Origin of the sequence: Conyzicola nivalis, assembly GCF_040548875.1 — a bacterium.
GTDB lineage: Bacteria > Actinomycetota > Actinomycetes > Actinomycetales > Microbacteriaceae > Conyzicola > Conyzicola nivalis_A.
The window spans coordinates 443,044-463,858 of the sequence record NZ_JBEPSJ010000001.1 but is presented as its reverse complement, the minus strand read 5'-3'; the positions used below and the strand labels follow the sequence as shown (position 1 = coordinate 463,858).

The 20,815-nt window shown below is 68.5% G+C and carries 19 protein-coding genes; 6 read left to right on the top strand and 13 right to left on the bottom strand.

Translation table 11 applies throughout. From position 1 onward, the window contains the following. Nucleotides 1–52 precede the first annotated feature (52 nt). The 6 genes from ABIE21_RS02250 to ABIE21_RS02225 all read right to left on the bottom strand — a co-directional run bounded on the left by ABIE21_RS02250 (nt 53) and on the right by ABIE21_RS02225 (nt 7,971). Nucleotides 53–2,935, bottom strand: coding sequence for an FtsK/SpoIIIE family DNA translocase (locus tag ABIE21_RS02250; RefSeq protein WP_354023157.1), 2,883 nt, complete (start codon nt 2,933–2,935; stop codon nt 53–55). Between the two features lie 148 nt (nt 2,936–3,083). Next, on the bottom strand, nt 3,084–3,797 hold the full coding sequence (locus tag ABIE21_RS02245) for a hypothetical protein (RefSeq protein WP_354023156.1): 714 nt from the start codon (nt 3,795–3,797) through the stop codon (nt 3,084–3,086). Nucleotides 3,798–3,906: 109 nt separating this feature from the next. Further along, nucleotides 3,907–5,583: a ribonuclease J gene (locus tag ABIE21_RS02240; RefSeq protein ID WP_354023155.1), complete on the bottom strand. Its 1,677-nt coding sequence runs from the start codon at nt 5,581–5,583 to the stop codon at nt 3,907–3,909. Between the two features lie 68 nt (nt 5,584–5,651). Continuing rightward, nucleotides 5,652–6,620, bottom strand: a complete 969-nt coding sequence (dapA, locus tag ABIE21_RS02235) for a 4-hydroxy-tetrahydrodipicolinate synthase (RefSeq protein ID WP_436232315.1) — start codon at nt 6,618–6,620, stop codon at nt 5,652–5,654. A gap of 68 nt (nt 6,621–6,688) precedes the next feature. After that, nucleotides 6,689–7,180 carry a dihydrofolate reductase gene (locus ABIE21_RS02230; protein ID WP_354023153.1) on the bottom strand — a complete coding sequence of 164 codons (492 nt, stop codon included), beginning with the start codon at nt 7,178–7,180 and terminating at the stop codon, nt 6,689–6,691. Further along, a complete protein-coding gene (locus tag ABIE21_RS02225; protein WP_354023152.1) occupies nt 7,177–7,971 on the bottom strand; it encodes a thymidylate synthase in 795 nt (264 codons plus the stop codon). The genes ABIE21_RS02230 and ABIE21_RS02225 overlap by 4 nt, the downstream gene beginning before the upstream one ends. Nucleotides 7,972–8,066: 95 nt before the next feature. Between ABIE21_RS02225 and ABIE21_RS02220 the strand changes: the two genes are divergently transcribed. Both ABIE21_RS02220 and ABIE21_RS02215 read left to right on the top strand, forming a co-directional pair. Then, nucleotides 8,067–8,492, top strand: a complete 426-nt coding sequence (locus ABIE21_RS02220; protein WP_354023151.1) for an OsmC family peroxiredoxin — start codon at nt 8,067–8,069, stop codon at nt 8,490–8,492. Continuing rightward, a complete protein-coding gene (locus tag ABIE21_RS02215) occupies nt 8,492–9,391 on the top strand; it encodes a TIGR01777 family oxidoreductase (RefSeq protein ID WP_354023150.1) in 900 nt (299 codons plus the stop codon). Before ABIE21_RS02220 ends, ABIE21_RS02215 begins: the two co-directional genes overlap by 1 nt. On the opposite strand, the gene ABIE21_RS02210 is transcribed toward ABIE21_RS02215, so the two are convergent. Both ABIE21_RS02210 and dapB read right to left on the bottom strand, forming a co-directional pair. Next, nucleotides 9,357–9,809: a tetratricopeptide repeat protein gene (locus ABIE21_RS02210; RefSeq protein WP_436232296.1), complete on the bottom strand. Its 453-nt coding sequence runs from the start codon at nt 9,807–9,809 to the stop codon at nt 9,357–9,359. The genes ABIE21_RS02215 and ABIE21_RS02210 overlap by 35 nt on opposite strands. Continuing rightward, entirely contained in the window at nt 9,806–10,537 is a 732-nt protein-coding gene (gene dapB / locus ABIE21_RS02205; RefSeq protein ID WP_436232295.1) for a 4-hydroxy-tetrahydrodipicolinate reductase, read from the bottom strand. The genes ABIE21_RS02210 and dapB overlap by 4 nt, the downstream gene beginning before the upstream one ends. Before the next feature lie 43 nt (nt 10,538–10,580). On the opposite strand from dapB, the gene ABIE21_RS02200 reads away from it, so the two are divergent. Beyond that, complete coding sequence (locus tag ABIE21_RS02200; RefSeq protein WP_354023149.1) at nt 10,581–11,072, top strand: GNAT family N-acetyltransferase; 492 nt, start codon at nt 10,581–10,583, stop codon at nt 11,070–11,072. Between the two features lie 10 nt (nt 11,073–11,082). Here the strand turns inward: ABIE21_RS02200 and ABIE21_RS02195 are convergent, their stop codons facing one another. Then, nucleotides 11,083–11,685: a histidine phosphatase family protein gene (locus ABIE21_RS02195; protein ID WP_354023148.1), complete on the bottom strand. Its 603-nt coding sequence runs from the start codon at nt 11,683–11,685 to the stop codon at nt 11,083–11,085. 20 nt (nt 11,686–11,705) lie between these two features. Beyond that, nucleotides 11,706–13,079, bottom strand: coding sequence for a M16 family metallopeptidase (locus tag ABIE21_RS02190; RefSeq protein ID WP_354023147.1), 1,374 nt, complete (start codon nt 13,077–13,079; stop codon nt 11,706–11,708). A gap of 75 nt (nt 13,080–13,154) precedes the next feature. On the opposite strand from ABIE21_RS02190, the gene ABIE21_RS02185 reads away from it, so the two are divergent. Then, nucleotides 13,155–13,490 carry a hypothetical protein gene (locus ABIE21_RS02185; protein ID WP_354023146.1) on the top strand — a complete coding sequence of 112 codons (336 nt, stop codon included), beginning with the start codon at nt 13,155–13,157 and terminating at the stop codon, nt 13,488–13,490. Nucleotides 13,491–13,514: 24 nt separating this feature from the next. Here ABIE21_RS02185 and ABIE21_RS02180 read toward each other — a convergent pair whose 3' ends face one another. The 3 genes from ABIE21_RS02180 to ABIE21_RS02170 all read right to left on the bottom strand — a co-directional run bounded on the left by ABIE21_RS02180 (nt 13,515) and on the right by ABIE21_RS02170 (nt 18,664). Next, the gene (locus ABIE21_RS02180; RefSeq protein WP_354023145.1) at nt 13,515–14,501 is read right to left on the bottom strand and encodes an aldo/keto reductase; all 987 of its coding nucleotides are present in this window, start codon (nt 14,499–14,501) and stop codon (nt 13,515–13,517) included. Between the two features lie 399 nt (nt 14,502–14,900). Further along, nucleotides 14,901–17,180 (bottom strand): polyribonucleotide nucleotidyltransferase, encoded by a 2,280-nt coding sequence (locus tag ABIE21_RS02175; RefSeq protein ID WP_354023144.1) that lies wholly within the window; start codon nt 17,178–17,180, stop codon nt 14,901–14,903. 269 nt (nt 17,181–17,449) lie between these two features. Continuing rightward, a complete protein-coding gene (locus ABIE21_RS02170; RefSeq protein WP_354023143.1) occupies nt 17,450–18,664 on the bottom strand; it encodes an MFS transporter in 1,215 nt (404 codons plus the stop codon). Nucleotides 18,665–18,744: 80 nt separating this feature from the next. Here ABIE21_RS02170 and ABIE21_RS02165 point away from each other — a divergent pair, with 80 nt between their 5' ends. Together ABIE21_RS02165 and ABIE21_RS02160 are read left to right on the top strand one after the other, a co-directional pair. Beyond that, nucleotides 18,745–19,632: a LysR family transcriptional regulator gene (locus ABIE21_RS02165; protein WP_354023142.1), complete on the top strand. Its 888-nt coding sequence runs from the start codon at nt 18,745–18,747 to the stop codon at nt 19,630–19,632. Between the two features lie 137 nt (nt 19,633–19,769). After that, on the top strand, nt 19,770–20,801 hold the full coding sequence (locus tag ABIE21_RS02160) for a glycoside hydrolase family 6 protein (protein WP_354023141.1): 1,032 nt from the start codon (nt 19,770–19,772) through the stop codon (nt 20,799–20,801). Nucleotides 20,802–20,815: the final 14 nt, after the last annotated feature.

The following is a 20,815-nucleotide window of genomic DNA, read 5'->3' as shown; positions in this document are numbered from 1 at the left end:
CTTGCGGGGAGGGTGCGGGGTCGTGCCGTCTACCGGTTCAGTCGACACGAAGTTACTCCCGGTCAGTCAGGTTCCAGGCGTCGTCTTCTGACGGAGCCTCGACCTCATCGTAACCGTCGAAACTCTCTTCGACGAGATCGCGGCGCAGCAGGCTGTCGGGGGCGAGGGTCGCGGCGGGGGCAGCGGCGTGGGCCACGGAGCCCGGCTGAACGGGCGCACCCGGCTGCACGGAGCCCGGCTGCACGGGCGCACCCGGCTCGTCGCCGCCGCGCAGACGAGCCAGCACGGCCGGCAGCTGTTCCACGGTGACGAGCACGTCGCGGGCCTTGGATCCCTCGGAGGGTCCGACGATCTCGCGCGACTCGAGCAGGTCCATGAGCCGCCCGGCCTTGGCGAACCCGACGCGCAGCTTGCGCTGCAGCATCGAGGTCGAGCCGAACTGGGTGCTGACGATGAGCTCGGTCGCGGCGAGGAGCAGTTCGAGGTCGTCGCCGATATCGGCGTCGACGACCTTCTTCTCGACGGTGACCGCGACGTCTTCGCGGTAATCGGGCTGCGCCTGCGCGATGACGTGTGCGACGACCGCGGCGATCTCGCTCTCCTGCACCCAGGCGCCCTGCACGCGGATGGCCTTCGAGGTGCCCATCGGCAGGAAGAGCGCGTCGCCCTGGCCGATCAGCTTGTCGGCGCCGGGCTGGTCGAGGATGACGCGGGAGTCGGTCATGCTCGACACCGCGAAGGCGAGCCGCGACGGGACGTTGGCCTTGATCAGACCGGTGACGACGTCGACGCTGGGACGCTGGGTGGCGAGCACGAGGTGGATTCCGGATGCACGGGCGAGCTGGGTGATGCGCACGATGGAGTCTTCGACGTCTCGGGGGGCGACCATCATCAGGTCGGCGAGCTCGTCGACGACCACCAGCAGGTACGGGTACGGCGAGAGCCTGCGCTCGCTGCCGACGGGCAGCACGATCTCGTTCGCGATGACGGCCTTGTTGAAGTCGTCGATGTGGCGGAACCCGAAGCTGGCGAGGTCGTCGTAGCGCATGTCCATCTCCTTCACGACCCAGGCGAGCGCTTCGGCTGCCTTCTTCGGGTTCGTGATGATGGGCGTGATGAGGTGCGGGACCCCGGCGTAGATCGACAGCTCGACTCGCTTGGGGTCGATGAGCACCATGCGCACCTCGGCGGGCGTGGCGCGCATGAGCACCGAGGTGATCATGGAGTTGACGAAGCTCGACTTGCCCGAGCCGGTGGAGCCGGCGACGAGGAGGTGGGGCATCTTCGCGAGGTTGGCGACGACGAATCCGCCCTCGACGTCTTTTCCGAGCCCGATGGTCATGGGGTGCGTGCTGCGAGTGGATGCCCCGGAGGTCAGCACATCGCCGAGGGACACGATCTCGCGGTCTTTGTTGGGGATCTCGACGCCGATGGCGCTCTTGCCGGGGATCGGCGAGAGGATGTTGACCTCGTTGCTCGCGACCGCGTAGCTGATGTTCTTGGCGAGCGCGGTGACTCGCTCGACCTTGACGCCGGGGCCGAGTTCGAGCTCGTAGCGGGTGACGGACGGGCCGCGGCTGAAACCGGTCACCGAGGCATCCACCTGGAACTGGCGCAGCACCTCTGTGATCGAGGCGACCACCTCGTCGTTGGCGGCGCTTCTCGACTTGGGCGGGGTGCCGGGCGTGAGCATGGCGGCGGCGGGGAGGCGGTACGGGGCGCTGGGGCCGCGGTGGGTGGCCATCGGGCTGGGCTCGCGCAGGGCGGGCTGCTCGCTGCCGTCGAACTCGCCGGCGTTGCCCTTCTCGCTCGTGGTGGTGGTGAAGCCGGGAAGCGGTGCGACCGCGGTCGGCGTGTCTTCGCGCATCGCGGTGACGACGCCCGTCTCGACCTCGCCGGTGAACCGTTTGACCGCCTCTTCGGCGCGCACCAGTTCTTCGAGCAGCTCGATGCCGAACTCGCCGTCCTTGGCGTGGTTGAGGTCGAGCACGTCTGTGGCGCCGGTCGCGACGACGGGAGAGTCGAACGCGGCCTGGTCGGTGCGCTGTTCGGTCTTGCTGCGACGCCACCACGGCACGCTGGCCGGGTCGGCGTCGTAGTCGTTGTCGACGCCGAGGTCGCCGAGCGAGCCGAACTTGTCGGATGCGGCGGCGATCTCCGCGTTCTTGCCCGCCTTGCCGGCCGGCTTCTCCGGCTCGTCGAGCTCTGCGCCGAACAGGTACGCGTAGAGCTCGCGCAGGCGCGAACCGACGCGGTTCGGCGGGGTCTTCGTGATGATGAAGAGCGAGAGCACGAGCAGCACGACGACCACGGGCACGGCGACCCACTCGGTGGCGAGCAGGAGCGGCGCGGCGAGGAGCCAGCCGAGCACTCCCCCGGCCGCGGCGATCTCCGACGCCACGAGCGGCCAGCTCGGTTGCCCGCCGAAGATGTGGCACAGGGCGCTGATCGTGGTGAGCAGCACGGTGAGCCCGATGCCGATGCGACCGTTGTCGTGCACGCTCGCGGGGTGGCGGAAGAGCCACACCGCGAAGATCAGCATGATCACGGGCAGGGCGAACGCGACGCGGCCGAACAGGCCGCCGAAGGTGTAGGCGTCGAGGGCGATGGCCACAGGGTCGAGCGGGTTGAACCACTCGATCACGGCGCCGACGACGGCGAGCAGGAAGAGGAAGAAGGGGAAGCCGTCGCGGCGCTCCTCTTTCGCGAGGGTCTCTTTGCCGAGCACGCGGGCGGCGCCGCCCACGACGTGGGCTAGCCCGAGGTAGGCGCGGCTTAGCAGACCCGGCTCGTCGCTGGGCGCCGCCTTGGTGGCGGGCAGCTTCTTGGTCGGCGCGTTCTTCTGGGTCGTGTTCTTCTGTGCAGCGGATGCCGCGGGGCGCGCTCGAGACGACGTCGCGCGCGCACGAGAGGTCGGTTTGGTACTCGTAGCCATGCGTTCACGGTACCCTCGGCCGCCGTCAGCGGCCGGTTAGGCGGGAGGTGTGTTGATCTGGGCGGCACCGCGACGATCGCGGGCAGCAGCCCGGCGAGGGCGAATCAGCCGTACGGATGATTCGTGTCGCACTTCGACGGCGCTGGCGTCACACCGGGCAGGGGCCGATCGTGTCGGAGGCCGCCGCGGCCGTCACCTCGTCGGAGGCGTCGAACACGACCATCCAGAGCACGGTGTCGATCTGCGCGGCATCCCAGTAGCCGGGCAGCTCTGGGCTGTCGATCGCCACCTCCACGGAGAGTGATCCCGTCGCCCCCTCGACGACGTAGAGCCGGCTGACGGCCGGGCCCGGCTGGACTACCGCATCCGGGTAGGCGGCGAGCACCTCGTCGACGGTCGATCCGACCCGCACGCCCTCCTCCGTGGCGAGTTCGTCGCCGTATACGATCACTCGCGCTATCGGCCCGTCTTTGACGCCGTCCTTGGTCACGACGGTGAACGTCCTGTCGTCGGGATTGCCGGCATCCTCGTACGCCGATCTCCAGTACCCCGACCACGGCTCACCCTCGACGGTCGGGACGCCTGCGGTGATGCAGCCCGTCGGGTCCCAGGTGACGACGGCCGACTCCTCGGGTTCGTCGGCGACCGGCTGCCCGACGAGAAGCGGACCGACGCCGGCCGGGCTGACCACCAGTTCGCTGAGGGCGAGGCGGGTCGCGGGCTCGGCGGGCGACGTCGCGCTCGAGGTCGGGCTCGACTCCGGGCCGGGCCCGTCTGCCGAGGGTTGGCTGTTACAGCCAGCGAGCGTTGCGGCCAAGGCCACGAGGAGTGCTGCGGCACTCGGCCGGCGAGTCGTCTTCATGCGGCAAGTATGGACTGAAACTCATCGAACCGAGGGCGCGTTTCGGTCACGAAACGAGAACGACCCGGGAGAGTGTCTCCACTCCCCCGGGCCGTTCGATGAAGCGCTGTTACGCCTCGATGACGACCGGGACGATCATCGGCTTGCGGCGGTGCTGGGTGTTGACCCAGCGGCCGACGGTGCGACGCACGACCTGCTGCAGGGCGACGGTGTCGCGGGTGCCGTTGTTGGCGGCGTCCTCGAGGGCCTTGATGACCTGCGGGATGACGGCGTCGAAGACGGACTCGTCTTCGGCGTAGCCGCGCGCCTGGATCTCGGGCCCGACGAGCACCTTTCCGGTCTGCTTGTCGACGGCGACGAAGATGGAGATGAAGCCCTCTTCAGACAGGATGCGGCGGTCCTTGAGGTCGGCGTCGGTGATCTCGCCGACGCTCGAACCGTCGACGTAGACGAAGCCGAGGTCGAGCTGGCCGACCTTGGCGACGTAGCCGTCGCGCATGTCGAGCACGGTGCCGTCTTCGGCGATGAACGTGTTCTCCTCGGGCACACCCGTCTGGATCGCGAGGTTCGCGTTCGCGACGAGGTGGCGCTGCTCGCCGTGCACCGGCAGCACGTTGCGCGGCTTGAGGATGTTGTAGCAGTAGAGCAGCTCGCCGGCGGCGGCGTGGCCGGAGACGTGCACGCGGGCGTTGCCCTTGTGGATGACGTTCGCACCGAGCTTCATCAGCCCGTTGATCATGCGGTAGACGCCGTTCTCGTTGCCGGGGATCAGGCTCGAGGCGAGGATGATCGTGTCGCCCTTGCCGATCACGATCTGGTGCTCCTGGTTGGCCATGCGCGAGAGCACGGCCATGGGCTCGCCCTGGCTGCCGGTCGACATGTAGACGAGCTTGTTGTCGGGGAAGTTGACGGCCTTCTTCGCGTCGATGAGCACGCCCTCGGGAACCTTGAGGTAGCCGAGGTCGGCGGCGATGCCCATGTTGCGCACCATCGAGCGGCCCATGAGCACGACCTTGCGGTCGTTGGCGTGGGCGGCGTCGAGCACCTGCTGCACGCGGTGCACGTGGCTCGAGAAGCTGGCGACGATGACGCGGCGCGGCGAACGGGCGATGAGCGACTCGAGGACGGGGCCGATGTCGCGCTCGTTGGGGGTGAACCCGGGAACGTCGGCGTTGGTCGAGTCGGACATGAACAGGTCGAGTCCGGCCTCGCCGACGCGGGCGAACGCGCGCAGGTCGGTGATGCGGTCGTCGAGCGGCAACTGGTCCATCTTGAAGTCGCCGGTGTGCAGCACGGTGCCGGCCTTCGTGGTGATGACCACGGCGAGGGCGTCGGGGATCGAGTGGTTCACGGCGATGAACTCGAGGTCGAACGGGCCCATGTGCTCCTTGTCGCCCTCGGCGACGGTGAGCGTGTACGGCACGATGCGGTGCTCTTTGAGCTTGGCCTCGATGAGCGCCAGCGTGAGGGTGGAGCCGATCAGCGGGATGTCAGCGCGCAGCTTGAGCAGGTACGGGACCGCGCCGATGTGGTCTTCGTGGCCGTGCGTGAGCACGACGCCGATGACGTCGTCGAGGCGGTCCTTGATCGGGCTGAAGTCGGGCAGGATCAGGTCGACGCCGGGCTGGTGCTCTTCGGGGAAGAGCACGCCGCAGTCGACGATCAGGATCTTTCCGTCGATCTCGAACGAGGTCATGTTGCGGCCGATCTCGCCGAGACCACCGATCGGGATGATGCGCAGGGTGCCTGGTTTGAGCTTGGCGGGCGTGTAGATAGTGGAGGGCATGCGTTCCTTGGTTTTGTCTTGTAGCAGGTGGGGTCTCACCCCTTGGAGAAGTTTGTGTGTTGCTGGGTCTAGCGGGTTGTTCCGGCGACCTTGGGCAGCGCGCCGCCGGCGGCCGCGTTGCGGTCGGGGCGGAAGTTGCCGAAGTCGAGGCCCGCGATGTCCTTGACGAGGTCGATCTCGTCTTCGATCTGCGCGGCTTCCCATTCCTCGGGTCCGACGAGCGGGAGTCGCACGCGGGGCGAACCGATGCGTCCGAGCCCGTGCAGCACGTACTTGGTCGAGACCGTGCCGGGCACGTGGGTCATGATGGCGCGCACGAGCGGCTCGAGCGCCTTGTGGGCGGCCGTCGCCGTGGCGAGGTCGCCGGCGTTCACCGCGTCGATCATGTGTCGGTACGGGGTGGGGGCGATGTTGGCCGTCACTCCGATGAGCCCGGTCACGCCGATCGACAGGCTGGGAAGCACGTTGGCGTCGTCGCCGCAGAAGTAGATGAGGTCGGTCTGGTTGAGCACGCGGCTCACCTCGGCGAGGTCGCCTTTCGCGTCCTTGATGGCGAGGATGTTCGGATGCTTCGCCGCGCGGAGAATGGTCTCGTACTTGATCGGGATGCCGGTGCGGCCCGGGATGTCGTAGAGGATGACGGGCAGATCGGTGGCGTCGGCGATCATGCGGAAGTGGGTGAGCACCCCGGCCTGGGTCGGCTTGTTGTAGTAGGGCGTGACGATCATGTTGCCGTCAGCGCCGGCCGTCTCGCTCTTCTTCGCGAGCTCGATGGCGTGCGCGGTCTCGTTCGAGCCGCCGCCGGTGATGATCTTGGCGCGACCGCCCGCGACCGACTTGGCGACCTCGACGAGCTTGAGCTTCTCGGGGTCGGTGAGGGTGGATGTCTCCCCCGTCGTACCGGTCACGACGATGCCGTCGGCGCCGTCGGAGATCACGCGGTCGATGTGCTTCTCTACATCGTTCCAGTCGACCTCGCCGTCGGGCGTGAAGGGCGTCACCAGGGCGACGAGCACCTGGCCGAAGGGATTGGGCATAGTAGACACGGTCTAAGGCTATCGGTTAGCCGCCCGCTGGATCGCAAGAAAGACTTCGCGGAGGAAGGCTAGGCGCGTTCCCAGGTCACGAAGGCGAGCTCGCCGGCCTCGTCGCGGGCCGTCTCGGTCCACTCGTCGCGGGACCATTCGGGGAAGTACGTGTCGCCGTCGGGGGCCTCGTCGATCTCGGTGAGCACGAGGCGGTCTGCGATGGGAAGTGCCTGCGCGTAGACGTCTCCGCCGCCGACGATGAAGACGCCCGCGGAGTACCGGGGCTCCGACGTCGCCGCCAGCTCGATGGCCTCACCCAGCGAGTGCACGACCTCCACACCCCCGTGCGCCCACTCCGTGTTGCGTGTGATCACGATCGTGCGGCGGCCGGGGAGCGGGCGTCCGATGGTGTCGAAGGTCTTGCGGCCCATGATCATCGTGCCGCCCATGGTCGTGCGTTTGAAGTGCGCTAGGTCCTCGGAGAAGTGCCACGGCATGTCCCCGTCGAGCCCGATGACGCGGTTGCTGCCCATCGCCGCGACGAGGGTGACCGGGAGCGCGACGGTCATACGGCGATCGGCGCCTTGATCGAGGGCGCGGCGACGTAGTCGAGCAGCGTGAAGTCCTCGATCTCGAAACTGTCGATCTCGGTGCGGTCGGGGTTGATGACCATCGTCGGCAGCGGGCCGGGCTCGCGGGTGAGCTGCAGCTGCGCCTGCTCGATGTGGTTGCTGTACAGGTGCGCGTCGCCGAAGGTGTGCACGAACTCCCCGGGCTCGAGGCCGGTGAGCTGCGCCACGATCATCGTGAGCAGCGCGTAGGAGGCGATGTTGAACGGCACCCCGAGGAACACGTCGGCGGAGCGCTGGTAGAGCTGGCACGACAGCTTGCCGTCGGCCACGTAGAACTGGAACATCGTGTGGCACGGCGGGAGAGCCATGTCGTCGACCTCGGCCACGTTCCACGCGCTCACGATGTGACGGCGGGAGTCGGGGTTGTTCTTGATCGAGGCGATGACCTTGGCGATCTGGTCGATCGAGCCGCCGTCGGGCGTCGGCCAGGAACGCCACTGGTGCCCGTACACCGGACCGAGGTCGCCGTTCTCGTCCGCCCACTCGTTCCAGATGTTGATGCCGCGCTCCTGCAGCCAGTGCACGTTCGTGTCGCCGCGCAAGAACCAGATGAGCTCGCCCACGATGCTCTTCTGGTGCAGCTTCTTCGTGGTCAGCATCGGGAAGCCGTCGGCGAGGTCGAACCGCAACTGTCGGCCGAAGACGCTGCGCGTTCCGGTTCCGGTCCGGTCCGACTTCTCGGCGCCGTTCTCGAGGACATCACGGAGCAGATCGAGATATTGCAGCATAAAGACCAGATTACCGGTCTCTGCTGGCGAGCGCGCGGCTGGTGAGAGCGCGAGTTGTGCGCCTAGGGTGAGAACCGACGAAAAGGAGCTTTCCCATGTCAGTCACCAGCGAAGCAACCACCCTGTGGTTCGGCGATCTCCCCACCGGATCGGGGACGACGTCGCTCGATTCATCGGATGCCGCGGAATTCCCTGTCTCCTGGGCGGCCCGTTCCCAGGGCGTCGCAGGCAAGACCAACCCCGAGGAGCTGCTCGGAGCCGCGCACTCCGCGTGCTTCTCGATGGCCTTCGCCAACGGCCTCGCCACGGCGGGCCACACGCCCGAGAGCCTCCAGGTCACCGCCGCTGTCACCTTCGACCCCGCCTCCGGCATCACCGGAAGCCACCTCCTCGTGAGCGCGAAGGTCGCCGGCCTCGACGACGAGGAGTTCCAGCGCCTCGCGGTCGAGGCCAAGGAGAACTGCCCGGTCTCGCGTGCCCTCGCCGGCATCCCGATCACCCTGGAAGCAAGCCTCGCCTGATGCGGATACTGATCAGCGGGTCATCCGGTCTCATCGGCACCGAGCTGCGCCGCCAGCTCGAGGCCGACGGCCACGACGTGGTACGACTCGTGCGCCACGAGCGTCGGTCGTCCGACGAGGTGCGATGGTTCCCCACGGCGCGCGTCGTCGATCCCGGCGTCATCGCATCGGCCGACGCCGTGATCAACCTCTCCGGGGCGTCCACCGGACGTCTGCCGTGGACCCGTGGCTACAAGCGGGAGATCCTGCGGTCGAGGATCGACGCGACGCAGACGCTCGCCGACGCGATCGCATCGTCGCTCACCCCGCCCGCGACGTTCCTCAGCGCGTCGGCCGTCGGCTACTACGGCGACCGCCCCGGCGAGACGCTGGGCGACGACGCGACGAAGGGCTCCGGGTTCCTCTCCGACGTCGTCGACGCGTGGGAGCAGGCGTCACGCCTGGCCGCCCACTCGACGCGCGTGGTCAACTTCCGCACCGGCCTCGTCGTCGGCGAGGGCGGCGCGTTCACGCCGCTCGGACTGCTGACGAAGCTCGGCCTCGGCGCGACCATCGGCACGGGGGCGCAGTTCTGGCCCTGGATCAGCCTGCACGACGAGGCTGCGGCCATCCGTCACCTCCTGACCAGCTCGCTCACGGGCGCCGTCAACCTCGCAGGGCCCTCACCTGCGAGTGCCAAGCAGGTCACGACGACCCTCGCCGAGGCGATGCACCGCTGGCACCCCTGGCGTATCCCGGAACCCGTGGTCCAGACCGCGCTGCGCGAGCCCGGCAGGGAACTGCTGCTGCCGAGCCAGAAGGTCGTGCCGCAGCGGCTGCTCGACGACGGTTTCGTCTTCGAGCACACGACGGTCGACGCCGCGATCAGCGCTGTGTGGACGGATTCCGCGAAAGTCTGATCGCCTCGCGTGTCGCCCAGCGGGCGCGCGAGCGGTCGCCGCTGGCGTCGTACGCGAGCCCGAGCAGCAGCCAGGCGCGCCACGACTCCGGGTCGGCCTCGACGGCGGCCTTGTAGGCGGGGAACTGCGCGTCGGCGGCCGCTGCGTCGGCGCGACCGCTCGGCAGCCGCGGCAGGTCGTCGACGGGCAGCTCTCCGGCGGCGCCCATGCGCTTGACCAGCTTCTCGCCGCGCAGCACGAACTGCACCTCGCGGGCGAGCAGCCACGCGGCGATGAGCGGCAGCACGAGCAGCGCGATCCCCATGGCGATGGCGACCCCGATGCCCGTTCCGATGAGCACGAACGAGTAGTGCACCACGAACACGAGGTAGATCACGAGCAGTACCGCCATCACGATGGCGGCGACGCGTCCCCTCACGTGAGGTCGATCAGTCGGTCGAGGCCCACGGTGACGCCCTCGGCGGTGCGCACGGCGGCGAGGGCGAGCAGGATCCCCGCCTCGTACGAGGTCTCGGAGAGGGTCTCATGGCTCAGCGTGAGGGTCTCGCCCGTTCCGCCGAAGACCACGTCCTGCTTGGCGACGACGCCCTGCATCCGCAGGCTGTGGATGGGCACGCTGGCGACCTGCTGCCCGCGGGCCCGCTGGTCGGCGTGGGGCGCGATGACCGGCCCGATAGCGGCCCGGGAGCGTCCGATGAGCTCGGCGGTGCGCACGGCCGTGCCGCTCGGAGAGTCGACCTTCGACGACTTGTGCGCCTCGATGATCTCGATCGACTCGTAGAAGCGCGCGGCGGTGGCCGCGAACGACGTCGCGAGCACCGAGCCGATGGAGAAGTTGGGGATGATGACGACTCCGACACCGTCGACGTCGGCGAGCAGGTGCTCGAGCGAGATGATGCGGTCGCTCGACCAGCCGGACGTGCCGACGAGCACGTTGAGCCCGTTGGCCACGGCGAAGTCGACGACGCTCTGAGACACCCCGGGGAGGGTGACGTCGACGACGACCTCGGCGACGAGCATGTCGCTCAGCGGGTCCTTCGACGAGAGCGAGGCGACGAGCTCGAAATCGTCGCTCGCGTCGACGAGTCGGGAGACGAGACGCCCCATGGTGCCGGTAGCGCCGACGACGGCGACCTTCGTAGTCATTGCTCAAACCTATCAAGTTCGGCGCTGGCTCTAGGCTGGACTCATGGTCACCTGGCGCGAAGCACGGACTACGGATGAATCGGCTCAGGCACTACTCACCGAGTACTTCACCAGCCGCGAGCTCGGCTTCGCGGCGAGCCAGGGCACGTACACCGTCACCTACCCGGCTCCCGAGCAGTTCGAGCCACCCCGCGGCGTGTTCCTCATCGTGGAGGGCGACGATCTCGCCGGAGAGCCTGCGGATGTGGGCTGCGGCGGCATCCGTCGTATCGCCGACTCCGACGACGGAGACGTGCGGTTCGAGGTGAAGCACCTGTGGCTCCAGCCGCACACGCGCGGCCTCGGCTTCGGGCGGGCGCTACTCGTCGAGCTCGAGTCGCGGGCGCGCGGCTTCGGGGCGACGCAGCTCGTGCTCGACACCAATTCGAGCCTCGAGGCAGCGGGCGGGCTCTACCGCTCGTTCGGCTTCGTGAACGTGGAGCCGTACAACGACAACCCGAACGCGACCGACTGGTACGCGAAGCAGTTGGCCTGAGAGTTTCCGCCTAAACGGTCCACCGGTCGGGCAGCCCGGTGCGCAGCTCGATCGGCAGGTGTCCGAGGTCGTTGTGCATCACGAGCACGGGCGGCTTGGCGCTGCGCACGCGGATCACGGTGAGTCCGCAGTTGGCCTGGTTGAGGCCCAGCCACCGCCAGTTCGGGGCGTCGAGCACCTCGCGCACGAACCAGCCGATGACGAAGTTATGAGTGACGAGGAGGTCGTGGCGGTCGCCCGCGGCGGGGGCGAGGAATTCGGCGGTCGCGTCGGCCATCTGAGCCTGACCCGCGTCGATCTGCTCCTCGGTCACCCCGCCGAAGAACGACTCGAACGCGCGCGGCATGTCGGGAGTCGGCCCGCTCGGATAGCAGTCGAAGAGCAGGGCCGACGGCTTCGAGTCGAGCGCGGGCATCCGCTCCTGCATGATGCGCGCCGTCTCCGAGGCGCGTTCCAGCGGCGAGTGCCAGGCACCGGTGAAGGCCACGCCGCTGAGCCGCTCGGCGATCGCCTGGGCCTGACGGCGCCCCCGGGGCGACAGTGGTCCGTCGGGGAGTCCGTATTCCGCGTCCTGCTGCTCGCCGTGACGGACGAGGTAGATGAAGTGTGCCAATGGGTCCCCGTCGTTCGAGACTAGGCTGCCGGGGCCGGCGACTCTGCCAACCCTGATTCGAGAAGCCCGGTGAATACGTCTTGGTCTATCGTGCCCACGGCGGCCACCGAAAGGGGCCGCGACACGAGTTCTTCGGCAAGTTCACGGATGCCGTCGGCGGTCACCAGGTCGAGGCGTCGCAGCGACTCGTCGAGGTCGACGTACTCCCCCATGGTGAGTTCGGCGCGGCCGAGCCTGGACATGCGGGTGTCGGAGTCCTCGAGGGCGAGGGCCGATGCGCCGCTCAGCTGGCCGTTGGCACGGCGCAGCTCCTCCGCGGTGACGCCCGTGCGCGCCAGGGCGCGGAACTCGCTCAGCATCAGCTCGGTCACCTGGGCGACCTTGGATGGCGAGCAGCCGGCGTAGATGCCGAAGAGCCCGGCGTCGGAGTAGCTGGGCGAGAAGGAGTACACCGAGTAGGCAAGCCCCCGCTTCTCGCGGATCTCCTGGAACAGGCGGCTCGACATGCCGCCGCCGAGCACGGAGTTGAGTACGGCGAGGGTCGACCGGCGCGGGTCGCTCGCGGCGAGGCCCTCGACGCCGAGGAGGATGTTCGCCTGCTCGATGGGGCGCTGCACCACGGCCAGTGGGCTGCCGCGCTCGATCAGGTCGCCGCTCGGGTTGCGGCGGGAGACGGGGGTGGCCTCGCTCTCGAGGTTCCAGTCCGCACGGCGCAGGGCCGCGGTGACGCCCGCGACGAGCTCGTCGTGGTCGACGGCTCCCGCCACGGTGATCACGAGGTCCTGGGCGCGGTAGTTCGCGCGGTAGTGGTTCCACACGGCGTCACGGTCGACCGCCTGGATTGTCTCCGGGCTGCCGCCGATGGGGCGCCCGAGCGGGTGGTCGCCGAGCACGGCCTCGAAGAAGCGCTCGCTCGTGACGTCGCCCGGGTCGTCGTCGGCCATGGCCAGCTCTTCGAGGATGACGCCGCGCTCGGTCTCGAACTCGTCACGGTCGAGCAGCGACGAGGTGAGCATGTCGGAGATGACCTCGATCGCCATCGGCAGGTCGCGGTCCTGGATCTTGGCGTAGTAGCAGGTGTATTCCTTGGCCGTCATGGCGTTGTGCTCGCCGCCGACGGCGTCGAAGCTCACCGCGATGTCGAGGGCGGAGCGCGTGACGGTGCCCTTGAAGAGCAGGTGCTCGAGAAAGTGCGTCGAGCCGTAGGTCGACGGCGTCTCGTCGCGCGAGCCGACGGCCACCCAGTAGCCGATCGTGGCGCTGCGGGCGCCGGGCACGCGTTCGCTCAGAATGCGCACCCCGCTGGGCAGCACACTGCGGCGCACGAGCGAATCGCCGGTCGCCGTGAAAGAGAGTTCTGCCAGGTCGAGGGGTAACTGCACTGCACCGGTCATCGTCACCGAGCCTACGCTAGGCCGCGCGGGGCGGCCAATATCGGGGCGGGACCGGGCAACCGCTATCGTGACCTGATGATCACTATCAACGTGCTGACCGTCATCACCGTGCTCGCAGCGGTGTTCGCCCTCCTCGACGGCGTCGCCCGGCTTCGCAAGAGCCGCAAGTCGAAGGCGCTGGCGGTGGTGCAGCTGGTGCTCGCGGTGCTGATGATCCTCACCTTCTTCGTCGCCCTGCCGGCGCCGCTGAGCCTCGTGATCCTGTCGATAGCGCTCGAGGTGGTGCTCGTGCTCACTCTCGTGACCGGTGGCCGCGGCGGACGCCCGACGCTGACGATCGTGGCGCTCGTGCTGAACACCGTCGTGCTGCTGACGGCGCTGGGCTGGCTCGCGATCCCCGGCCTGTTCTAGCTGGTCTCAGGCGTCTAGCTGGTCTCAGGCGCTGACCCTGTCGAGCTCGGCGACCTGCGCGCGCGTGAGCTGCAGGCGAGCGGCGGCGGTCAGGTCGGCCACCTGCTCGGGCCGACTCGCCGAGGCGACGGGGGCGACGACGTTGGGCTTGGTGAGCAGCCACGCCAAGGCCACGGTGGCGACGGATGCCTCGTGCGATGCCGCTACGCGGTCGAGCACGGAGAGCACCTTGTGACCGCGGCGGTTGACGTACTTTGCCGCCTCTCCCCCGCGCTCGTTCTTCGCGAGGTCGCCGCGCGATCGGTACTTGCCGGTGAGGAAGCCGCTCGCCAGGGCGAACCGCGGCATCACGCCGAGCCCCTGACGGTCGGCGACGCGCGCCAGGTCGCCCTCGTACTCGCCGCGGTGCATGAGGTTGTAGTGGTTCTGCAGGGCGACCATGGGCGCGATGCCCATCTGCCCGGAGGCGATGCGAGCCTCGATCAGCCGGTTGCCGGTGTGGTCGGAGACACCGAAGTAGCGCACCTTGCCCGCGCGGATGAGCTCGTCGACCGCGAACAGGGTCTCTTCGAAGGGAACGGACTCGTCGTCGACGTGCAGGTACAGGAGGTCGACGTAGCCGGTGCGCAGGCGCTCCAGGGAGGCATGCACCGACGCGGTGAGGGCGCGGGCCGAGAGACCCGGGTTGTCGGCGCTCTTGCCGACCTTGGTCGCCACGACCATGTCTCGGCGGTTGCGGCGGTCGCGCATCCAGTTGCCGATCATGATCTCGCTGCGGCCAGCGGCGTAGGAGTCGGCCGTGTCGATGAAGTTGCCGCCGGCGTCGGCGTAGGAGTCGAGGATCGCGTTGGTGGCGACAACGTCTGAGGTCCAGCCGAAGACGTTGCCGCTCATGGCGAGAGGGAAGACGTGCAGGTCTGACGCGCCCAGCTGGCGGTTCACGGAGCGGAGGGCCGACGGGGAGCTCGCCACGGGGCCGGTGCTGGTCGTCGCCAGTTTCGTGTCGGCCATTCTCGTGTCCATCACACTCGTCATGCTTCGTTCCCCCGGGTACACAATGCCGCTCTGCTCCGCGTCACGACAACACTGAGTCACGACAACGCTCGGCTTGCACCGCCTCGGGATAGACGGCGCCAGTCCCGCTGACTGGCTTGCTCCGAGAATATGCGCAGCCCCCGACATTTCCGCCGCGACACGGCGATCGTTATCAGCCCGTAGCCGATCGGACTTCTGCCCGTCACATTCTGGCCGAAATCACCCCCGAACTGGGCTTTGCGCGCGCTCCCCAGACCCAGGGAACGCGACAGGCTCAGGGAACGCGACGCAGAGAAGCCCCCCACCTTGCGGTGAGGGGCTTCTCCGTCTTACTCGAGCGCCTGGCGAGAGGCCTCGAGCAGAACCATCAGGCTATCAGCCTTCTGCGGGAGCCTCGGGACCCTCGCTGGCCGCGGCGCTACCCTCGGTGTCTCCACCGGCGGTCTCGTCCTCGACGGGAGCGAGCGACAGCTTTCCGCGGTCGTCGATCTTGGTGATCTCGACCTGGATCTTCTGGCCGACCACGAGCACGTCTTCGACGTTCTCGACGCGCTTTCCACCGGCGAGCTTACGAACCTCGCTGATGTGGAGCAGGCCGTCCTTGCCCGGGGTGAGCGAGACGAACGCACCGAAGGTCGCGATCTTGACGACCGTTCCCAGGAAGCGTTCCCCGACCTCGGGGTTGAGCGGGTTGGCGATCGCGTTGACGGCGGCACGGGCGGCCTCGGCCGAAGGACCGTCGACAGCACCGATGTACACGGTTCCGTCGTCCTCGATCGAGATGTCGGCTCCGGTGTCGTCCTGGATCTGGTTGATCGTCTTGCCCTTCGGGCCGATCAGCTCGCCGATCTTGTCGATCGGGATCTGCACCGAGATCACGCGAGGCGCCGTGGGGGCCATCTCGTCGGGAGCGTCGATCGCAGCGTTGATCACGGCGAGGATCGCGGTGCGAGCCTCCTTGGCCTGCTTGAGCGCGCCATCCAGAACGGAGGAGGGTAGGCCGGCGAGCTTCGTGTCGAGCTGGATCGCGGTGACGAACTCGCTGGTGCCGGCGACCTTGAAGTCCATGTCGCCGAGAGCGTCTTCAGCGCCGAGGATGTCGGTGAGTGCCGCGTAGCGCGTCACTCCGTCGATCTCGTCGGAGATGAGGCCCATGGCGATGCCGGCGACCGGTGCGCGCAGCGGCACACCGGCGTTGAGCAGCGACAGGGTCGAGGCGCAGACGGAGCCCATCGACGTCGAACCGTTGGAGCCGAGAGCCTCGGACACCTGGCGGATCGCGTAGGGGAACTCCTCGCGGGGAGGCAGAACCGGTGCGATGGCGCGCTCGGCGAGGAAGCCGTGCCCGATCTCGCGACGCTTCGGCGAACCGACGCGGCCGGTCTCACCGGTCGAGTAGGGCGGGAAGTTGTAGTGGTGCATATAGCGCTTCTTGGTGACAGGCGCGAGGGAGTCGATCTGCTGCTCCATCTTGAGCATGTTCAGCGTGGTGACGCCCAGGATCTGGGTCTCGCCGCGCTGGAAGATCGCCGAACCGTGGACGCGGGGAATGACCTGCACCTCGGCGTCGAGCGCGCGGATGTCGGACAGGCCACGGCCGTCGATGCGGATTCCCTCGGTCAGGACGCGGGTGCGCATGACCTTCTTGCTGACCGACTTGTAGGCGGCGGATATCTCACCCGTGGCGCTCGCGTCGAGCTTGCCCGATTCGATCTCGGCTGCGACGTGCGCCTTGACGCGGTCCTTGAGCTCGTCGTCGGCGTCCTGGCGGGCGACCTTGTCGGCGATTTGGTAGACGCCCTTGAGCTCTTCGTAGGCGAAGCCCGCGACCGAGTCGTAGGTGGCCTGCTGGTACGGCGGGAAGACCGGGTACGCGGCGATCGGCTTCGCGGCCTGCGCTGCGACCTCGAGCTGGGCCTTGATGAGCTGCTTGAGGAACGGCTTGGATGCCTCGAGGCCCTGGGCGACGACGGTCTCGTCGGGCTTCGTGGCGCCGGCCTTGATGAGGTCCCAGCTGTTCTCGGTGGCTTCTGCCTCCACCATCATGATCGCGACGTCTTCGTTGCCATCGGCATCGGTGACGAGGCGGCCGGCGACGGTGAGGTCGAACACGGCCTCTTCCAGCTGCGAGTACTTGGGGAACGCGACCCACTGGTCGTTGATCAGTGCGAGGCGGATGCCGCCGATGGGACCGTAGAACGGAAGGCCCGAGATCTGCGTCGACAGCGATGCCGCGTTGATGGCGAGAGCGTCGTAGAACTCGTCGGGCGCGATGCTCAGCACCGTGATGACGACCTGGACCTCGTTGCGCAGGCCTTCGACGAAGGTCGGGCGCAGGGGGCGGTCGATGAGACGGCAGACGAGGATGGCCTCGGTCGAGGGACGGCCTTCGCGACGGAAGAACGAGCCCGGGATCTTGCCTGCAGCGTAGGAACGCTCTTCGACGTCCACCGTGAGGGGGAAGAAGTCGAAGCCCTCGCGGGGGTGCTTGCCAGCGCTGGTCGCGCTGAGGATCATGGTGTCTTCGTCGAGGTAGGCCGCGATCGCGCCCTGTGCCTGCTGTGCGAGACGACCGGTTTCGAAGCGCACGGTGCGCGTGCCGAACTTGCCGTTATCGAGAACGGCTTCGGCGAATTTGATTTCTGGACCCTCCATGGTGGGGGTTTCTCCTCTTTGTTTTACGTCCGCTCCCGTATGGAGAGGACTCGTCGAGGAGCAGGGGCCGTAAGACACACAGATATGTGTACGCGCGCCTATACCCAGTGTTGGGACTTTCCCCAGATTGGGACGCATGTCTGGTCAACAGTAGAAAAACGCCAGATGGATGTCGACGCATCTGGAATCTCACCACCACTGACCAGCGTTCCGCCAGCCTGCTCCATGGTGTTGCCCCATCAGACTACCAGCAGGCCCGGCGAAACCCTCTAGCGACGCGTCGCGATCATGCGCGAGCCTGACACGAGCACCAGCACCAGGATGACGGCGGCGAAGCCCACGAGCACGGTCGTGCTCGGCAGGAAGGCCAGCGCGAGCCCGATGAGCAGCACCGGGATCGACATGCCCGCGTAGGCGACGAGGAACAGCGCCGCCAGGATCTCGCCGCGCGACGGTCCGCTCGCGAGCGACGCCGCGACGCCGATCGAGGCGCGGAACAGGATGCCGACGCCCGCGCCCGCCCCGATGCCGGCGACGACGAAGAGCGGCAGGCTCGCGACGAGCACGCCCGCCGCCATCGCGATCAGCCCCGACGCCATGAGCGCGACCGCGAGCGCGAGCTGACGCGCCTGGCTCAGCCGCGCCGTGAGCACCTGCGAGATCGCGGCGGCCGCGAACACCACGAAGGTGACCGCGCCGGCGACGAGTCGCGACGGTTCGTGCAGCGTCGACGCGAGGAAGGTCGGAGCCAGGGAGGTGAAGAGGCCGAAGATCGCGAACGCCGAGAAGGCGCCGGCCGCGGCAGCGAAGAACGTCGAGCGGGATGCAGCGGGGAGCGACACCCGCTGCGGGCGGTACGCCGGCCGTTCCTCGAGCCGTTCGACGGTCTCGGGAACGAACCAGACGGCGACCGCGGCCGCGACGAGGAGAACGAGGAACAGCGCGTACGGCACGACGAGCGGCGCCACGACGTATTGGGCGAGCACCCCGGAGACGAGCGCGCCGAGGGCCAGCCCGCCGATGTTGACGAAGCTCGACACCGTGCCCGAGGTGGACGGACCCTCGTCGGGCCGCGCGACGGCGCGCAGTTCGCTGAGGTGCGCGGTCGCCGTGGCGGTGAGCATGCCGACGCCGACGCCGTTGACGAAGCGCGCGACGATCAGCCCGGGTACGTCGGGCCAGAGCAGGAACACGACGGCCGCGACGATCTCGACGAGCACGGCGATGAGGATGATCCTCCGCCGGCCGAGCCAGTCGCTCACGTGCCCGGCGAAGTAGAGGCTCGCCATCACGCCGACGCCGTAGGCGGCGAAGATCACCGTGATGAGGAACGTGGCGAACTCGTCGCGCTGCTGGTACAGCGCGTAGAGCGGGGTCGGCACGGTGGAGAACGCCATCACCGTGAGGAAGGCTGCGGCGATGACCCAGAAACCCGCGCCGTGGCGGAGCTGGAAGCGGGAGGGTGTGGGAGCGAGAACGGTCATGGGTCAACTCTGCGCCGACCGATCCATCGTGTCCAACGACTGATATTGCATACGGTGATCGGTCTCATCGATAATGAGGCATGGAGACCCGCCAACTGGAGTATTTCGTCGCCGTCGCGGAGGAGCTCAATTTCACCCGGGCCGCGGCCCGCATGTTCGCCGTGCAGTCCACCGTCTCGGCCGGGATCCGGGCGCTGGAGGCCGACGTCGGGGCAGCGTTGTTCCTGCGGTCGACGAAGAGCGTCGCCCTCACCCCCGCGGGCGAGGTGCTGCTGCCGGAGGCGCGGCTCGCGCTGGAGGCGGTCGACCGGGTGCGCAGCGCGGCCGCCGCGTCGACCGCCGGCATCCGCGGCCGGCTGCGGGTCGGCATCTTCACGAACATCGGCTTCGTCGACCTCCCCGCGTTGTTCGGCGAGTTCCACGCGTCGCATCCCCTCGTCGACCTGCAGCTCGGGGCCTCGGCGTCCGGCTCCACCGGTCTCGCCGACGACGTGCGCCGCGGCCGGGTCGACGTCGCGTTCATGGGCCTCCCCGCGCGCGACCTCGCGGGACTCGACGTTCTCGTGCTCGCCCAGACCCGCTTCGTCGCCGTGCTTCCGCAGGGGCATCCACTCGCCGCCCGCGACGGCGTGACCATGCACGACCTCGCGCAGGAGAGGTTCGTCGACTCCCCCGAAGGCTTCGGCAACCGGGTCGTCATCGAGCGCGCCTTCGCCGAGGCGGGAATCACCCGCGCCGTCTCCACAGTGGTGAGCGACCTGGGCGAGATTCCCCGCTTCGTCGCGGCCGACCTCGGTGTGGCCGTCGTGCCGGCCCTGGGCCTCACGCCCCCGGCGGGAACCGTCGCCGTGCCGCTCGTCGACCCGGTCGTCGCGTGGAGCCTGAGCGTCGCGAGTCGCGCGAACCCGAGTCCGGCGGTCGCTGCCCTGCTCGGCCTCCTCGCCGCCCGGTTCCCACTCCCGGCCTAGATCTCGCAGCCGCGCCTCGCGCGGCACCTCCGGATCGGCTGTGCGTCGTTTGCCAGCCGCACGGACCCCGTGCGAACCTTGAACCTCACCACCTGGCTGGGGGCGCCGTGCGTACGACCACACCTTCCATTTCTCGGTTGGGCATCGTCGCCGCCATCACCGCCTTCGTCGCGCTCGCCGCGAGCGGCTGTGCCGCGCCGTCCGCCGGGACCGGCCCCGAGTCATCCGCGAGCCCCACCCCCACCCACAGCGCGGGCGAGAAGACGAGCAGCCAGATCTTCCCCGGCGGTCCGTTCCTCGATCCTCGCTCGGAGGCGATGGTCGTCGAGCAGCAGCTCGTCGCCAAGGGCGAGAAGGAGAAGGCCAGGAAGATCGCCGAGATCAGCCGGCAGCCGACCGCGATCTGGCTCGGCGAGTGGCTGACCGAGGAGAAGATGCCCGCGGTGCTCGGGGAGTACGCCGCCGAGGCCAGGGCCGACGGCACGACGCTCGTCTTCGTCGTCTACGCCATTCCGAACCGCGACTGCGGCGGCCTCTCGGCCGGCGGCCACGAGTCGGACGACTACGCGGGCTGGGTGCGCGCCCTGGCTGAGCAGCTGCGCGGGACCGGCGCCGTCATGATCGTCGAGCCCGACTCGCTGGCGATGCTCAAGGCGGAGAAGTGCGCGAGCGAGCGGGAGACCCGGCCCGGCCTCATCAAGGGCGCCGTCGACGCGTTCACCGAGGCGGGGCTGACCTCGTACCTCGACGCCGGCAACAACAACTGGGTGCCCGAGAAGCAGATGGCCGAGCTCCTGACCGAGGCGGGGGTGGCCGGCGCCCGCGGATTCTTCACCAACGTGTCGAACTTCTACCGCGTCGACGAGGAGCGCGAGTATGCGGAGGCGCTTTCGGCCATGATCGGCGACAAGCGCTTCGTGATCGACGTCTCGCGGAACGGCAACGGGTGGAAGGGCGACTGGTGCAACCCGACCGGTGCCGCGCTCGGACAGCCTCCCGTCGTGACGACGAGCGAGAGCACCAACCTCGACGCCCTGCTCTGGATCAAGCACCCCGGCGTCAGCGACGGAGCGTGCAACGGCGGCCCCAAGGCTGGCCAGTGGTGGGAGCAGCAGGCGCTCGACCTGGTCGACAACCGGCCCGCTGCGACGGACAAGAAGTCGGACTAGCTCCGCCCCGCGCC